The following is a 15,589-nucleotide window of genomic DNA, read 5'->3' as shown; positions in this document are numbered from 1 at the left end:
TTCTAAGCGCCCAACTCGGCCTTGACGAGAGGGGCCTCAACCGGTGTCAGGGAGCGGATGCGTACAGGACTTCAGATCGGCGACGTTTCGGTACCCGGCCGGGTGCTGATGGCCCCCATGACCGGAATCACCGATCTGCCCTTCCGGCAGCTCGCCTCCCGGCTGGGCGCGGCCTATGTCGCGACCGAGATGGTGGCCGCCGCCGAACTGGCGCGGGCCCGGCCCGACGTGGTGCGGCGCGCGGCCGTGGGCGAGGGCCTGCCGCTGACCGTGATCCAGCTGGTCGGCCGCGATCCGACCGCCATGGCCGAGGGGGCGCGCATGGCCGAGGCGGCCGGGGCCGACATCATCGACCTGAATTTCGGCTGCCCGGCCAAGGAGGTCACGGGCGCGGCCTGCGGCTCGGCCCTGATGCGCACACCGGACCTGGCCTGCCGGCTGATCGAGGCCGCGGTGCAGGCCACCAGCCGTCCGGTCACGGTCAAGATGCGGCTGGGCTGGGACGACACCAGCCGTAATGCCGCCGAACTGGCGCGCCGGGCCGAGGGGCTCGGCATCAAGGCGGTGACCGTGCACGGCCGCACCCGCAAACAGTTCTACACCGGCGTGGCCGACTGGGTCGCGGTGGGCGAGGTCAAGGCGGCGGTGGCCATCCCCGTGATCGTCAACGGCGACATCCTGACCGTCCAGGACGCGCGCAACGCGATGGCGCAATCGGGTGCTGACGGAGTCATGCTGGGCCGCGGCGTCTATGGTCGGCCGTGGCTGGCCGCTCATCTGGAACAGGCCCTGGCCGACGGCCGGGTGCTGGAGGAACCGGGACGGGAAGCCCGGCTGGCCATCGTCATCGACCATCTGCGCGCCTCGGTCGCCTTCTACGGCCTGCCGCTGGGACTGAAGATGTTCCGCAAACATCTGGGCTGGTACATCGAACAGGCTCCCTGGCCCGCCGATCCCCTGGACCGGCGCGCGGCCAAGGCCCGGCTGTGCCGGCTGGATGAGCCCTCCGAGGTCGAACACACCCTGGCCGCGCTATGGCGGCCCGAAGTGGATCATATTCGCAACTCTGCTGTTGATCCTGAGACACAGTTGGTTGAAGCTGGAGGGGAATGACCAACCCGCCACTGCCTCTGTCGGACAAGGAGACCCGGACCCCGTTCCGGAGCCCCGCCCTGTTGACCGGCTGGCTGTCCCAGAAGCGCAGTCGCATCCTGTTCGCGACGGCCTACGTCATCGCCTTTCTGGTCACCGCCGCCGCCATCTGGCTGGTGGCCGTGGCCCCCGGTGCCAGCGGCAGCGCCGAGACCGGCGGGCCACGGGCTGTCGCCGGACATGCCGTCCTCTACATCCTGATCGGCAACCTGCTGCTGATCGCGGGACTCGCGGTCGTCGTCGGTCGTCGGGTGCTGCTGGTGGTGCGCAATCGCGGCGATGCCGGCGCGCGTCTGCATCTGCGTTTCGTGACCCTGTTTTCCCTCGTCGCCGTGGTCCCCGCCATTCTGATCGCCCTGGTATTCGGCGTTCTGGTCAATCGCGGCGTCGACCAGTGGTTCAGCGAGAACGTCAAGACCGCGGTCCAGAACGGCGCGGTCATCGGCCGCGCCTACATCCAGGACGTGGCGACCGAGATGGACTCGGACATGGTGACCATCGCCGAGCAGCTTCAGGGCGCGCGCCCCTTCTATGACAACCGCATCCAGTTCTCGGACGCCCTCGTCCAGATCGGCCAGCTGTTCGGCTACCCGGCCATCTACATCCTCAACGGCGACGGCGACGTCCTGGCCAGCGGTGAGACGAGTCAATCACCACCGTATCTCGCGCCGCCCCGCATCGTGCTGGAAGCTGCGGCCCAGGGCGGCCCGCCGCAGCAGCAGGTGACCCAGAACCCCGACGTGGTGCGCTCGCTGCATGCCTTGCCGAACTATGGCGACGCCTATCTGTATCTGGTTCGGCCGCTGCAGCCCGGCCTGATCGCCCGGATGAACAACAGCAACCGCTCGATTCAAGCCTATCGCGAGGCCGAGGAAAGCCGCGCCCGCATCCAGACCGCCTTCGCCCTCAGCTATTTCGAGACGGCCCTGCTGGTGCTGGTCGGGGCGGTGTGGCTGGGCATGTCGGCGGCGGGCGCGATCTCGGCCCCGATCGGACGGCTGGTCAAGGCGGCCGACCGGGTGGCCGCCGGCGATCTGACGGCCCGCGTCGAGTCCGAGGGCGATCCCGGCGAGATCGTTGTCCTGTCCCAGGCCTTCAACCGCATGACCGAGGACCTCCAGGCCCAGCAGGCGGCGCTGAAAGCGGCCAGCGAGGAGGCCCAGGGGCGCAGCCGCTTCATCGAAACCGTGCTGTCGGGTGTCTCCGCCGGGGTCATCGGCCTCGATCGAAAGGGCCGGATCTCGGCCGTCAACGACAGCGCCGTCCAGCTGCTGGGCATCGATGCCCCGACCGTCCACGGCAAGCCGCTGGCCTCGATTTCCCCGGAACTGAGCGATCTGGTCAAACGGGCCGAAGCCCATATCGAGGAAGATATCGACGTCACCCGCGACGGCGAGACCCGTCGGCTGCGCGTGCGTATCGAAGGCGGTCTGGGCGGCGAGATGGTGCTGACGTTCGACGATATCACCCGGCTGGTCACCGCCCAGCGCAATGCCGCCTGGCGCGACGTGGCCCGGCGCATCGCCCATGAGATCAAAAACCCCCTGACCCCGATCCAGCTGTCGGCCGAACGGCTGCGGCGCAAATACCGCTCGCAGGTGGTCGACGACGTCGAGGTCTTCGACCGCTGCACCGAGACCATCATCCGCCAGGTCGGTGACATCGGCCGGATGGTCGACGAATTCTCGTCCTTCGCCCGGATGCCGGCCCCGCGGTTCACCCGGGAAAACCCGGCCGAACTGCTGCGCGAAGCGGTCTTCGCCCAGCGGGTTGCAGCCCCGGAGATCGAGGTCGACATCACCGACCCGCTGCCCAGGGCCACGCTGCAGGGCGACGGGCGGATGATCGGCCAGGCCCTGGCCAACATCCTCAAGAATGCCGGCGAGTCGGTGGCGGCCCGGCGCGAGCGCGAGCCCCGGCCGGGCGACGGCGACGGTCCGGGCATGATCGCCCGCCTTGAAGTCGTGGACGACATGGTGAGTTTCATCATCGAGGATGACGGCGTCGGCCTGCCGGCCAGGGACCGCGACCGGCTGACCGAACCCTATGTGACCACGCGCGAGAAGGGCACGGGCCTCGGCCTGGCCATCGTCAAGCGCATCTGCGAGGACCACGGCGGCGAGCTGAAACTGGCCGACGCTGAACAGCTGGGCGGCGCGCGCGTCTCCCTGATCTTTCCCCTGAAACCGACCGGTGCCACCGGGGACCGGAAGGCGGGCCTGCGCCCGTCCACCGCCCCGGCGGCCGAATAGCGAGGCGTCATGCGATCCACGGGAGCCGACATTCTTGTCGTCGACGACGAGGCTGACATCCGGGAACTGGTGTCCGGCCTTCTGGAAGACGAGGGCCATGCGGTCCGCGTCGCCGCCAATTCGGACGAGGCCCTGGCCGCGATCCGCGCGCGCAAGCCGTCCCTGGCCCTGCTCGACATCTGGATGCAGGGCGGCGGCCTGGACGGGCTGGAGCTGCTGGACATCATCAAGGAACTGGATCCCGACCTGCCGGTGGTGATGATCTCGGGCCACGGCAATATCGAGACGGCGGTCAGCGCCCTGAAGCGCGGGGCCTATGACTTCATCGAGAAGCCGTTCAAGTCCGACCGGCTGGTGGTGGTGATCGAGCGGGCGCTGGAGGCGGCGACCCTGAAGCGCGAGAACAAGCGGCTGCGCGCCCAGGTCATGACCCCCGCCGGCCTGATCGGCCGCTCGGCCGCGGCCCAGACCCTGCGCACCACCATCACCAAGGTCGCCCCGGCCAACAGCCGGGTGCTGATCTCGGGTCCGCCGGGTGCCGGCAAGGAGCTGGTCGCGCGTCAGATCCATGAGGCCAGCGCCCGGGCCCGGGCCGAGTTCGTCGCCATCTCGGCCGCCGGCATGACCCCGGAACGGCTGGACCTGGAACTGTTCGGCGAGGAGGGGGTCGACGGCCGTCCGCGCAAGATCGGCGTGTTCGAACGGGCCCACAATGGCACCCTGTATCTGGACGACGTCGGCGACATGCCGCGCGAAAGCCAGAGCCGGATCCTGCGGGTGCTGGTCGAGCAGCGTTTCCGCCGGGTCGGCGGCGAACAGGACGTCCAGGTCGACGTCCGGGTCGTGACCTCGACCTCGCGCGACCTGAAGCTGGAGATCGAGGCCGGTCGCTTCCGCGAGGACCTGTTCCACCGGCTCAATGTCGTGCCGATCCGCGTGCCGCCGCTGTCGGAGCGGCGCGAGGACATCAGTGAACTGATCGACTATTTCATCGAGACCCTGTGCAGTTCCCAGGGCCTGCCGCGCCGCCGCCTCGGTGACGATGCCATTGCCGTGCTGCAGGTTCACCCGTGGCCGGGCAACGTCCGCCAGCTGCGCAACAATGTCGAACGACTGCTGATCCTGGCCACCGGCGACGTCAGCGAGCCGATAACCGCCGACATGCTGCCGCCCGAGGAGAGCAACAACGCCGCCGGGGCGACCATGGGGGCCGAGCGGATCATCGCCCTGCCGCTGCGCGAGGCCCGCGAGGTGTTCGAGCGCGAATATCTGGCGGCCCAGATCATGCGGTTCGGGGGCAATATCTCGCGCACCGCCGGCTTCATCGGCATGGAGCGGTCGGCCCTGCACCGGAAACTGAAATCGCTGGGCGTGTCGCCGTCACGGGGCGGCGACGACGAACCGGAAGGAACCGACGAACCATGAGCCGCGTCGCCTATGTCAACGGGGCCTATGTGCCGCACGGCCAGGCCGTCATCCATGTCGAGGACCGGGGCTTCCAGTTCGCCGACGGCGTCTATGAGGTCTGGTCGGTGTTCGACGGAAAGCTGGCCGATTTCGACGGCCATATGACCCGGCTGGTGCGCAGTTTGACCGAGCTGCGCATCGATGTGCCGATGACCCGCGAGGCCCTGACCCGGGTGCTGAAGGAGACGGTGCGTCGCAACCGCGTGCGCAACGGCATCGTCTATCTGCAGGTCACGCGCGGCACCGCCCGCCGCGACCATCCGTTCCCGCCCGAGGGCACGCCCCCCAGCGTCATCGTCACCGCCCGCTCGATCAGCGCGGTCAAGGCCGAGGCCCAGGCGGACAAGGGGGTCGCCGTCATCACCCAGCCCGACATCCGCTGGGGTCGCTGCGACATCAAGACCGTCGGCCTGCTGCCCAACATCCTCGCCAAACAGGCGGCCCGCGATCGCGGGGCCTATGAGGCCTGGTTCGTCGACGAGATGGGTCTGGTCACCGAGGGCTCCTCGACCAATGCCTGGATCATCGACGAGCACGGCAGGCTGCGCACCCGCGACACCCAGGCCAATATCCTGCGCGGCGTCACGCGCGCGGCCATCATGGACCTGGTCAAACAGGAGAAGATCGAACTGGACGAACGTCCGTTCAGCGTCGACGAGGCCAAACGCGCCCGCGAAGCCTTCTTCACCGCCGCCGGGGCCTTTGTCATGCCCGCGATCTCGATCGACGGCACGACCATCGGCGACGGCACGCCGGGACCGGTCACGCGCAAACTTCGCGCCCTGTATCTTGATCAGGCGAAGCGCGACGCCATCTAGACGAGAACGACGGTTGCCGCCCCGCAAAGGCGGCGTCTAGGGTAGGGGGTCGACGTCGATCGGCCCCGTGCCGCTCCCCCGGCCGGCGAACAACGAAGAACAGGACCAACCTGACATGTCTCAAGACAAGCGCCAGAACCTCCAGGACACTTTCCTGAACACCGTGCGCAAGACCAAGACCCCGCTGACCATCTTTCTGGTCAATGGCGTCAAACTCCAGGGCATCGTGACCTGGTTCGACAATTTCTGCGTGCTGCTGCGTCGCGACGGCCAGTCCCAGCTGGTCTATAAACACGCCATTTCAACCATCATGCCCGCTGCGCCCGTCACGATGTACGAGCCCGAGGCCGACGAAGACTGATTGACCCAGAAATTCATTGATCACACCGTCCCGCTGATCCGGGCGGTCGTCATCCACCCCGAACGCACCGGTGCCGGCGCGGACGACAGTTCGCGTCTGGCCAGCGAACGGCTGGAAGAGGCGGCGGGCCTGGCCCGGGCCCTCGACCTCGACGTGCGCGCCGAGGAGATCGTCAACCTGCGCCGCATCACCCCGGCGACCCTGTTCGGTTCGGGCAAGGTCGAGGAGCTGGCCGCCCTGGTCCGCGCCGCCGAGGCCGAGGCCGTGGTCATCGACGATGACCTGACCCCGGTGCAGCAGCGCAATCTGGAAAACGCGCTGGACGCCAAGGTCATCGACCGCACCGGCCTGATCCTCGAGATCTTCGGCCGCCGCGCCCGCACCAAGGAAGGCCGGCTTCAGGTCGAACTGGCCCGGCTGGACTATGAGAAGTCGCGGCTGGTCCGCACCTGGACCCACCTGGAACGCCAGCGCGGCGGCACCGGCTCGACCGGCGGCCCCGGCGAGACCCAGATCGAACTGGACCGGCGCCTGATCGCCGACCGCATCGTCAAGCTCAAGGTCGAGCTGGACGAGGTGCGCCGCACCCGCGGCCTGCACCGCAAGGCCCGCAAGAAGGTGCCGTTCCCGACCGTCGCCCTGGTCGGCTACACCAATGCCGGCAAGTCGACCCTGTTCAACCGGCTGACCGGCTCGGACGTGGTGGCCAAGGACCTGTTGTTCGCCACCCTCGACACCACCCAGCGCACCATCCGCCTGCCGCAGGGCCGCCCGGCCATCGTCGCCGACACCGTCGGCTTCATCTCCGACCTGCCGCACGAACTGGTCGAGAGTTTCCGCGCCACCCTGGAGGAGGTCGGCGAGGCCGATCTGATCCTGCACGTCCGCGATATCGCCAGTCCCGACAGCGCGGCCCAGGCGAAGGACGTCGAGGCCGTGCTGAAACAGATCCCCACGCCGGAGGGCAAGACCCGCCGGATGCTGGAGGTCTGGAACAAGATCGATCTGCTGGATCCCGAGACCCGAGAGGCCGTCCTCGGCCAGGCCGAACGCCTGCGCGCCCAGGGCAAGGCCGTCGCCGTCTCGGCCTGGACCGGGGAGGGGATCGAACCCCTGCGCCAGACCATCGCCGACCTGATCGACGACGACCCCGAGACCGAACTGATCCTGCTGCCCTCCCAGGGCGAGGCCCTGGCCTGGCTCTACGAAAACGGCCGCGTCACCGGCCGCGAAACCGACGCCGAGGGCCGGACCCATCTGGTGGTGCGTCTGCATCCCGCGGCGCTGGGCCGGTTCGAGCGGCAGTTCGGGTAGACACGCATGCGTGGAGGCTTCCCCTCCACCCCTTCGGGGCCCCCTCCCCACGCCTGCGGCGCAGGGAGGAGACAAAGCCGCCGCACGTCTCCTCCCCATTCCATGGGGAGGGGGACCGCGAAGCGGTGGAGGGGCACTGGCCGTCGCGCAAACGGGCACCGCAGAGGGACACCCGCCGTCCCAACACCCCCACGTCCGCGTCTGACGTCCCCCCATGCCACACTCTCCGCATGACCATGAGCACCCAACTCAACCCCGCCGACCTCGACGGTCTCGGCGGTAATATTTGGGACCATGCCCGGCGGGAATATCTCGCCGGCGTGACGGCGATCAGCATCTGCCAGCGCTACGGCATGTCGCTCAGCTCATTCCGCATGCATGCGCGGGCCGGGGGCTGGCGGCGGATCGATCAGCCCGCCTGCGACGCCCCGCCGGAAGCCGGCGAATACCATCCCGATGACGACGTCAGCTTCGCCGACCTGACCGACGAGGCCTTCCTCAACATCCGCCGCGCCCTGGGCATGGGCCGCGCGTCCGAGGCCGCGACCTGGATGCGCCTGTACGACAAGCTCGCCGACCGTGCCCGCGCCCAGGTCATGGCCGGCCTGCCCGATGTGACACCACCCCGGCTGGAGTCCACTCGTGAGCCGCTGAGACTGGTTGCGGCAGACGAGGCGAAGATCAATAATTTGAACGCGGTGTCGGAAGATCCGGACATCGAACCTCAGAAATTAGACTCCTTGCACCCGGTTTTTTCGGAGTCCATTCCTGCCCAGGCGTAGCGCGCTTTGTGAGACTTCCCCTCCACCGCTTCGCGGTCCCCCTCCCCATCGCTACGCGACAGGGAGGAGACAGAGCGGCCCGCACGTCTCCTCCCCACTTCGTGGGGAGGAGGACCGCGGAGCGGTGGAGGGGCGCTAGCCGCAGCACAAACGACTACCCTCGCTCCGCCACCTTGGCCGCATTCCACAGCCCGTCCATCTCGGCCAGGTCCGACTGCTCCGGCGACCGCCCGTCCCTGGCCAGTTCCGCCTCGATAAACCCGAACCGCCGGATGAATTTGGCATTGGTGCCGCGCAGGGCGTCCTCGGGTTCGACCCCCAGCTTGCGGGCCAGGTTGGCGACGACGAACAGCAGGTCGCCCATCTCGGCCCGGGCCTTGTCGAGGTCCCCGGCGGCGATCTCGGCGCGCAGCTCGGCCACCTCCTCATGCAGCTTGTCGAACACCTGATCGGTCGAGGGCCAGTCGAAGCCGACGCGCGCCGCCCGTCTGGTCAGTTTCACCGCCCGGGTCAGGGCGGGCAGGCCGACGGGCACATCGTCCAGCACCCCGTGCTGGGCCCTCGCCTTGCGTTCCCCGGCCTTGATATCCTCCCAGCGCGCCTTCTGGGCCGCGCCGTCGGCCTTCGCCGCCTCGTCGCCGAACACATGCGGATGGCGGCGGGTCAGTTTGTCGGCGATGGCCTCGACCACGTCGTCGAACACGAACAGCCCCGCTTCCTCGGCCATGCGGGCGTGGAAGACGACCTGGAACAGCAGGTCGCCCAGTTCGGACTTCAGATCGTCCCAGTCGCCGCGCTCGATGGCGTCGGCGACCTCATAGGCCTCCTCGACCGTGCAGGGGGCGATGGTGGCGAAGGTCTGTTCCAGGTCCCACGGACAGCCGCCGTCGGGATTGCGCAGGGTGCGCATGATGCCGTTCAGCCGGTCGATCGGGCTCATGCGGCGGCTCCGTCGCGGGCTTCCAGCGCCTTGCGGATCGCGTCATGCCGCGCCGGCGTCAGCGGATACCCCCTCAGCACCAGGGCCGCCGCCGCCAGCAGCAGGCCGGGCACCAGGATGAACAGGATCTGCAGGGTCAGCAGCGAGGTTTCGCTGTTGCCCGCGATCCCCGGCAGGGCGCGGAACCCGACCGCCTGCAGGATCAGATAGGGGATCAGGGCGATCACGTGACCGATCTTGGTGGTGGCCGACAGGATCGAGAACATCAGGCCGGTGCGGTCCACCCCCGTGTCCAGCCGGATCTCGTCGCCCGCGTCCGCCATCATCGCCCGCAGCAGGAACAGGCCCGCGGCATAGGGCAGGCCGGCGATGAACATGGCCACGGCCGTCACGGCGAAATTGCCGCCCGGAACCAGGGTCGCCCCGATGTAGAAGACCGCGAAGATCAGGCTGGCCACGGCCAAAGCCCTGTCCTTGCCGATCTTCGTCGCCAGCCAGGCCCAGAACGGGGCCCCGACCAGTCCCGCCACGAAATAGACCAGCATAAACAGCGAGGCCTCGGTGTGGTCATAGCCCTTCACCTGGCCGAAGAAGAAGAACAGCAGCGAACCGGTGATCCCGGGCGCGACCCCCAGCAGCAGGTCAGCGAACAGCAGCTTGCGCACCGTGGTCTTGCTGAACAGGGCCAGATAGGCCTTGGGCCCACCGTGCGGCGCGGCCCCGGCATTGACCGGCTCCGGCACCACAAACATGGCCAGGCCGATGGTGACGGGCAGGGCGATCATGATGGCCCAGCCCATGATGCGGACGCCGTCGGCATAGTCGCCGATGCCGGTCCTCACGACGATGGTCGGCAACACCAGGATCAGGATCACCCCGATGATGTTGAACACCTGCCACCAGCCATAGACCCGGCTGCGCTGGTCATATTGCGGGGCCAGGACCGAGGCCCAGCCCAGCTGGCCCAGGGTGCCGATCGAAAAGCCGAGGTAGAGCACCAGCAGCCAGCCGAACAGATAGACGGGGCCGGCCCCCGGCTGGACCACGACGAACATCATCAGGGCCGACAGCATCAGGATCGGCGTCGACAGCACCATCCACGGCCGGTAGCGGCCGAACCGGGTCCGGGTCCGGTCCATGCCCCAGCCGATGAAGGGGTCGAACAGGATGTCTATCAGCCGCACCGCCATGAACACGCCCGCGACCACGCCCAGCTCCAGCCCGACGTGGGTGGCGTAGAACTCCGGCAGGGTGACCGGCAGGGCCACACCGAACGCCGCCAGCGGCAGGCAGGGGCCCGAGAAGGCAGCCAGCACGGCATTGGAACGGCGGGGCGCGGCGGGCGCGGACGAAACGGCGTCGGTCATGCGGGGCCAGGGGCGATCCGGCCCGAGTCGGCCGTGTGTCACCATGCCAGTTTTTCGACCCGACATGACCCCGTGAAAACAGCGGCAACCCTCGGCCGGGTGGACAGGAAGTCGGACTGGCGACTTGCCCCCGGCGCGCAGCTGGGGCTTGCTATTCCCATGTTCCTGCGTCTGACCCTGATCATGCTGCTGGCCGCCACCGGACTGGCGTCCGTGACCCCGGCCCACGCCCGGGACACAGGGTCCGACGCCGCAAGCCGCTGCGAGGCGACCACCGCCTGGAACGACCCGGCTGCGGCCAACGCCATCTCCCACTATTCGCTGGAATGGGCGCCATTCGGCCAGACGGAATGGGGCTGGGAGACCTATCTGCCGCTGATCCAGCAGGAGCTGGCGACCGGCTGCGGGGCAGGGACCCCGGCCTTCGCCGTCGCCCTGGCCGGCTTCCAGAGCCGCTACAGCCTGCCTGCCACCGGCCTGTTCGACCCGGCCACCTTCCAGGTGTTCAAGGGGCTGTGGCAGGAGCGTCGCCCCTTCATCATGGCCCGATTCACCGGGGACAGTGCCTGTCCCGAGCCGCCGCCGCTGAACCAGCTGGGCTATCTGGTGACCGAGGAGGAGCACGCCGACCGGCTGACCCGGCTGCTGCGCCGCGACACCCTGGCCGCCTATCGCGCGATGGTCGCCGCCGCCCGGGCCGAGGTTCCCGACTTGGCCGACGACCCCGAACTGCTGCAGATCTTCTCGGGCTTCCGCGATCCCGAGGCCGACGCGGCCCGCTGCGCCGTCGAGAAAAACTGCGACGGGGTGCGTCGTGCCACCTGCTCGCCGCATCGGACCGGCACCGCCGTCGACCTCTATGTCGGACAGCTGACGGACCTCGGCGTCGACTCGACCCTGCCGGCCAGCCGCCTGCACATGACCCGCGGGGCCACCTATCGCTGGCTGGTGCGCAACGCCGGACGCTTCGGATTCGTCCCCTATGTCTATGAGCCCTGGCACTGGGAGTGGGCCGGGCCTCCGGCTCCTGTCGTTCACCCGTGATCCGCGGCCTGACACCCGGCGAGGCCGATCTGGCGGTGGAGGTGTTCGGCGATGCCCTCGATCCGGCCCGGGTCCGCATCCTGGCCGCGCCCTGGCCCTTCCTCCGCGCCTTCGTGGCCGGGCGCTGGTTCGGGCGCGACTGGATCATCTGGCCGCGCCGGACCCTGCCTGAGGACCTGGCGGTGGGGCCACTGTTTCGACAGGCCACCTTTGTTCACGAACTGGCCCACGTCTGGCAGGTCGCCATCGGAGTCAATCTGCTGACCGGCAAGCTGCGCGCCGGCGACCGCCCGGCGGCCTATCATTATCCGCTGGGTGACACCTGCGACTGGGACGCGCTGAACATCGAACAGCAGGCCATGATCATCGAACATCGCTTCCGATTGTCGCGGGGCGGGAGCGTTCCGGCCGATCGCGCCTTCTATGACCGGGTCTGTCCGCTGGCTCGCCGCATGGAAATCTGAATCCGACCCCTTGCACCGCGGCGGATGCGGCCCACATCCGCTACTGGTGCTGTTACGAATAGCGCCGTCATCTTTCACGGAGGGCGCAATGCCGAAAATTCTGGTTCTCTATCACTCCACCTACGGCCACATCGAAGCCATGGCCGAGGCCGTCGCCGAGGGCGCACGTCAGGTCGAGGGGGCCGTCGTCGACATCAAACGCGTCCCCGAAACCGTGCCGGACGACCTGGCGCGCAAGTCCGGCTACAAGATGGACCAGGCCGCCCCGATCGCCTCGGTGGATGAGCTTGGCGACTATGACGCCGTCATCATCGGGGCCGGGACCCGGTTCGGCACCGCCGCCTCGCAGATGCGCAGCTTCCTCGACCAGACCGGGGGCCTCTGGTTCAAGGGCCAGATGGTCGGCAAGGTCGGCAGTGCCTTTACCTCCAGTGCCACCCAGCACGGCGGCAATGAGACGACCCTGATCGGCATGATCCAGACCCTGCTGCACCACGGAATGGTGGTGGCGGGCCTGCCCTATGCCTGGGCCGGCCAGATGACGCTGGACGAGATCACCGGCGGCACCCCCTACGGTGCCAGCACCATTACCGGCGGCGACGGCTCGCGCATGCCCAGCGCCAATGAGCTGGAAGGGGCCCGCTTTCAGGGCCGCTATGTCGCCGAGACCGCCGCCAAACTGCACGGCTGATGCGCCAACCCGCGGTCTTCTTCGGCCACGGCTCCCCGATGAACGCGCTGGGTGGCCCCTATGCCGCCGCCTGGCGCGATCTCGGCGAGGCGATCGGCAAGCCCGCGGGCGTGCTCATGGTCTCGGCCCACTGGGAGACCGATGGTGCCGCGGTCACGGCCCAGGCGCATCCCGAAACCATCCATGATTTCGGTGGTTTTCCCGACGCCCTTCACGCGATGCAGTATCCGGCACCGGGGTCCCCGGCCCTGGCCGCGCGGGTGGCCGACCTGACCGGGGCCGTGCCGACGGAAGTCTGGGGGCTGGATCACGGGACATGGTCAGTGCTGACCCATGCCTGGCCCGAGGCCGATGTGCCGGTGGTGCAGTTGTCGCTGGATCAAGCGCTGGACGCCCGCGGCCACTATGACCTCGCACGGCGTCTGCATCCGCTGCGGGACGAGGGCATTGTCATCGCCGGATCAGGGGATTTCGTGCACAATCTCCGGACCTGGAAACACGACGGCGGCGAACCCTATGACTGGGCAGCCACCTTCAACGATCGGGTCAAGGCAGCCCTGCGGGACGGCGATCATGAAGCCCTGATCGACTGGATGGATCTGACACCCGACGCCCGGCTGAGCGTGCCGAGTGACGATCATTTCCTGCCGCTGCTCTATGTCGCCGCGCAGCAGACCCCGGGCGAGGCGATCCGCTTCTTCAACGATGTCATTGAAGGCGGATCGATCTCGATGACCGGGGTCCGGATCGGCTGATCAGAAGCGGCGGCGCCCGTTCAGATGGTTGTCGACGGCCCAGGCCCCCGGTCCGGCGAAGACCAGATACAGGAAGACCCAGCAGTACAGGGCCGCCAGCTCACCGTGATTGACCAGCGGGAAGGGCGAGCCCGCCCCGAACTGCCAGTGCATCTGGAAATAGGCCACGGCCATCATGCCGGACAGAATGAAGGCGACCGGTCGGGTGAACAGGCCGATCACGATCAGCGCACCGCCGACCAGCTCCAGAACCCCGCCGACGCCCATCTGGCTGGCAAGGTTGAATGGTCCCATGGCCTCAGCGGGAAAGCCGAAGATCTTTTGGGTGCCGTGCTGCATGAACATCAGGCCGGCGGCAATGCGCAGGCCGGACAGCACTCTGGGCGCGTAGGAATCAAATCTGGAAAACAGACTCATGGTGGCGTGTCCTTGCGATACCGGCCGAAGCTGACCTACGACCATACTGAAACTAACTCTGTTACAGTCAACCAACCGGTCGTCACGCGGCCCTGGCTTCGGTCTCGACCAGTTTCTGGATCCCGACATAGTCGGTCTTGCCCGTGCCCAGCACCGGCACCTCGGCAAGGCGAACGATCTTCTTCGGCACGGCCAGATCGGGAGCCCCATGTTCGCGGGCCCATTCGCTGAGCCGGGAACTTTCGGCGTCCATCCGATCGGTCACCAGCACCAGTTTCTCGCCCTTGCGGCTGTCGGGGATGGACACAACGGCATGCCGTGACTCCGGCCAGACCGCCGCCGCCAGTCCCTCGACCGCCGCCAGGGAAACCATCTCGCCGCCGATCTTGGCGAACCGTTTGACCCGTCCGAGAATGCTGACATAGCCGTCCGCGTCGATATCCACGATATCGCCGGTGTCATGCCATCCGCCCTGCAGCGGCTCGATCACACGCGGATCGTCGGCGGACATATAACCCCGCATGACGTTGGGACCGCGCACGAACAGACGGCCGCCGCCGGTGATACCCTCGACCGGCTCGGTACGCCATTCCATGCCAGGCAGCATCTGGCCGACGCTGCCGGGGCGGTTGCGGTCCGGATGGTTGACCGCCACGACCGGGGCCGCCTCGGTGGCCCCATAACCCTCGAGCAGCTTCACGCCGCCGAATTTGGTGTTGAACAGGTGGTGGGTTTCGTCCCGCACCCGCTCGGCCCCGGCGACGACGAACTGCAGGGTCGAGAAATCATCGGGCCCGGCGACGCGCGCATACTGGTTCAGGAAGGTGTCGGTGGCGAACAGGATCGACGCCTTCACCTGGGGCAACAGTTCGACAATCTGCTTGGCGTGCAGCGGCGACGGGTACTGGAACGCCTTCATCCCTGTCAGCACCGGCAGCATCACACCGCCGGTCAGGCCGAAGCAGTGGAAGGTCGGCAGGGGATTGAACACCACCCAGTCAGGGTCCAGCGCGATATGGCTGGCCACCTGACGCACGTTCGACACGAGGTTGGACTGGCTCAGGACCACGCCCTTGGGCGCGCCGAAACTGCCGGAGGTGAACAGGACGACGCCCGGATCCGACGGGGCGGTCGCCACCCGGAAACGATTCGGGAAAAATCCGGCCATCAGGCCGAACAATTTATCCTGGAGGCCGACGGTCTGGCGCAGGTCGTCGAGCCAGACGATCTCGGTCACGGTCGCCAGATCATCGATCAGCGCCTCGAGCTTGGCCTGGGTAACGAAACGACGCGCCGACAGGACACGCTTGACCCCGGAGGCCTTGATCGCCGCCTTCAGATTGCGCTCGCCCGAGGTGAAATTGAGCATGACCGGCACCCGGCCATAGGCGTGCAGACCAAAGAAGGTCACGACCACGCCGGCACTGGACGGCAAGAGGATGCCGACCCGTTCGCCGGGCTCGGTCAGGGCCGCGATCTTGCGTCCCAGCACGAAGGCGGCGCGGATCAGGCCGGTATAGGTGAGGGGATTGCGATCCTGGTCCTCCAGGATCTCCTTGTCGCCGAACCGCTCTCGCGCCGCGATCAGGGCGTCGAAGATCGGTTCCTCGCTCGCCTCGGGGTTCAGGGCAGCCCGCAAGCATTTCCTCCTTCGGAGGACTGACTGCCCTCTCGTATTCATCAACGGGGAGCCTAGAACCGACGCAGGGGATTGAAAAGGTGTGTTACGCCGCGTGACCACGACAAGACTGAAGCGACCGGCACC

The 15,589-nt window shown here is 67.9% G+C and carries 15 protein-coding genes; 11 read left to right on the top strand and 4 right to left on the bottom strand.

All coding sequences use genetic code 11. The features are described 5' to 3' along the window. Nucleotides 1–57 precede the first annotated feature (57 nt). The 7 genes from dusB (at nucleotide 58) to PSV00_RS04915 (ending at nucleotide 8,146) form a co-directional block, all read left to right on the top strand. Entirely contained in the window at nucleotides 58–1,113 is a 1,056-nt protein-coding gene (dusB, locus tag PSV00_RS04945; protein WP_300445393.1) for a tRNA dihydrouridine synthase DusB, read from the top strand. Further along, entirely contained in the window at nucleotides 1,110–3,404 is a 2,295-nt protein-coding gene (locus PSV00_RS04940) for a PAS domain-containing sensor histidine kinase (RefSeq protein ID WP_300445392.1), read from the top strand. The genes dusB and PSV00_RS04940 overlap by 4 nt, the downstream gene beginning before the upstream one ends. A 9-nt stretch (nucleotides 3,405–3,413) precedes the next feature. Next, nucleotides 3,414–4,829 (top strand): sigma-54 dependent transcriptional regulator, encoded by a 1,416-nt coding sequence (locus tag PSV00_RS04935; RefSeq protein ID WP_300445391.1) that lies wholly within the window; start codon nucleotides 3,414–3,416, stop codon nucleotides 4,827–4,829. Then, complete coding sequence (locus PSV00_RS04930; protein WP_300445390.1) at nucleotides 4,826–5,689, top strand: D-amino-acid transaminase; 864 nt, start codon at nucleotides 4,826–4,828, stop codon at nucleotides 5,687–5,689. The genes PSV00_RS04935 and PSV00_RS04930 overlap by 4 nt, the downstream gene beginning before the upstream one ends. A gap of 115 nt (nucleotides 5,690–5,804) precedes the next feature. Continuing rightward, a complete protein-coding gene (gene hfq / locus PSV00_RS04925) occupies nucleotides 5,805–6,050 on the top strand; it encodes an RNA chaperone Hfq (RefSeq protein WP_300445389.1) in 246 nt (81 codons plus the stop codon). Next, entirely contained in the window at nucleotides 6,051–7,364 is a 1,314-nt protein-coding gene (hflX, locus tag PSV00_RS04920) for a GTPase HflX (RefSeq protein WP_300445388.1), read from the top strand. 236 nt (nucleotides 7,365–7,600) lie between these two features. Beyond that, on the top strand, nucleotides 7,601–8,146 hold the full coding sequence (locus tag PSV00_RS04915; protein WP_300445387.1) for a hypothetical protein: 546 nt from the start codon (nucleotides 7,601–7,603) through the stop codon (nucleotides 8,144–8,146). Nucleotides 8,147–8,300: 154 nt separating this feature from the next. On the opposite strand, the gene mazG is transcribed toward PSV00_RS04915, so the two are convergent. Continuing rightward, nucleotides 8,301–9,086: a nucleoside triphosphate pyrophosphohydrolase gene (gene mazG / locus PSV00_RS04910; RefSeq protein ID WP_300445386.1), complete on the bottom strand. Its 786-nt coding sequence runs from the start codon at nucleotides 9,084–9,086 to the stop codon at nucleotides 8,301–8,303. Further along, on the bottom strand, nucleotides 9,083–10,453 hold the full coding sequence (locus PSV00_RS04905; RefSeq protein ID WP_300445385.1) for an MFS transporter: 1,371 nt from the start codon (nucleotides 10,451–10,453) through the stop codon (nucleotides 9,083–9,085). The genes mazG and PSV00_RS04905 overlap by 4 nt, the downstream gene beginning before the upstream one ends. A 159-nt stretch (nucleotides 10,454–10,612) precedes the next feature. Between PSV00_RS04905 and PSV00_RS04900 the strand changes: the two genes are divergently transcribed. From PSV00_RS04900 to ygiD, 4 genes are all read left to right on the top strand, one after another. Continuing rightward, nucleotides 10,613–11,497, top strand: a complete 885-nt coding sequence (locus PSV00_RS04900) for a M15 family metallopeptidase (RefSeq protein ID WP_300445384.1) — start codon at nucleotides 10,613–10,615, stop codon at nucleotides 11,495–11,497. Next, nucleotides 11,494–11,961, top strand: coding sequence for a hypothetical protein (locus PSV00_RS04895; RefSeq protein WP_300445383.1), 468 nt, complete (start codon nucleotides 11,494–11,496; stop codon nucleotides 11,959–11,961). Before PSV00_RS04900 ends, PSV00_RS04895 begins: the two co-directional genes overlap by 4 nt. Before the next feature lie 88 nt (nucleotides 11,962–12,049). Next, entirely contained in the window at nucleotides 12,050–12,652 is a 603-nt protein-coding gene (gene wrbA, locus PSV00_RS04890) for an NAD(P)H:quinone oxidoreductase (protein ID WP_300445382.1), read from the top strand. After that, nucleotides 12,652–13,407, top strand: coding sequence for a 4,5-DOPA dioxygenase extradiol (ygiD, locus tag PSV00_RS04885; RefSeq protein ID WP_300445381.1), 756 nt, complete (start codon nucleotides 12,652–12,654; stop codon nucleotides 13,405–13,407). Before wrbA ends, ygiD begins: the two co-directional genes overlap by 1 nt. Here the strand turns inward: ygiD and PSV00_RS04880 are convergent, their stop codons facing one another. Both PSV00_RS04880 and PSV00_RS04875 read right to left on the bottom strand, forming a co-directional pair. Then, nucleotides 13,408–13,824 carry a DoxX family protein gene (locus PSV00_RS04880; protein WP_300445380.1) on the bottom strand — a complete coding sequence of 139 codons (417 nt, stop codon included), beginning with the start codon at nucleotides 13,822–13,824 and terminating at the stop codon, nucleotides 13,408–13,410. It abuts the gene before it with no gap. 82 nt (nucleotides 13,825–13,906) lie between these two features. After that, entirely contained in the window at nucleotides 13,907–15,505 is a 1,599-nt protein-coding gene (locus PSV00_RS04875; protein WP_300445379.1) for an AMP-binding protein, read from the bottom strand. Between the last annotated feature and the right edge of the window lie 84 nt (nucleotides 15,506–15,589).

Origin of the sequence: Brevundimonas sp. (assembly GCF_029945885.1) — a bacterium.
Taxonomy (GTDB): Bacteria; Pseudomonadota; Alphaproteobacteria; order Caulobacterales; family Caulobacteraceae; genus Brevundimonas.
Note: the sequence above shows the minus strand (reverse complement) of the source record. Positions and strands in the feature narration are given on the sequence as shown.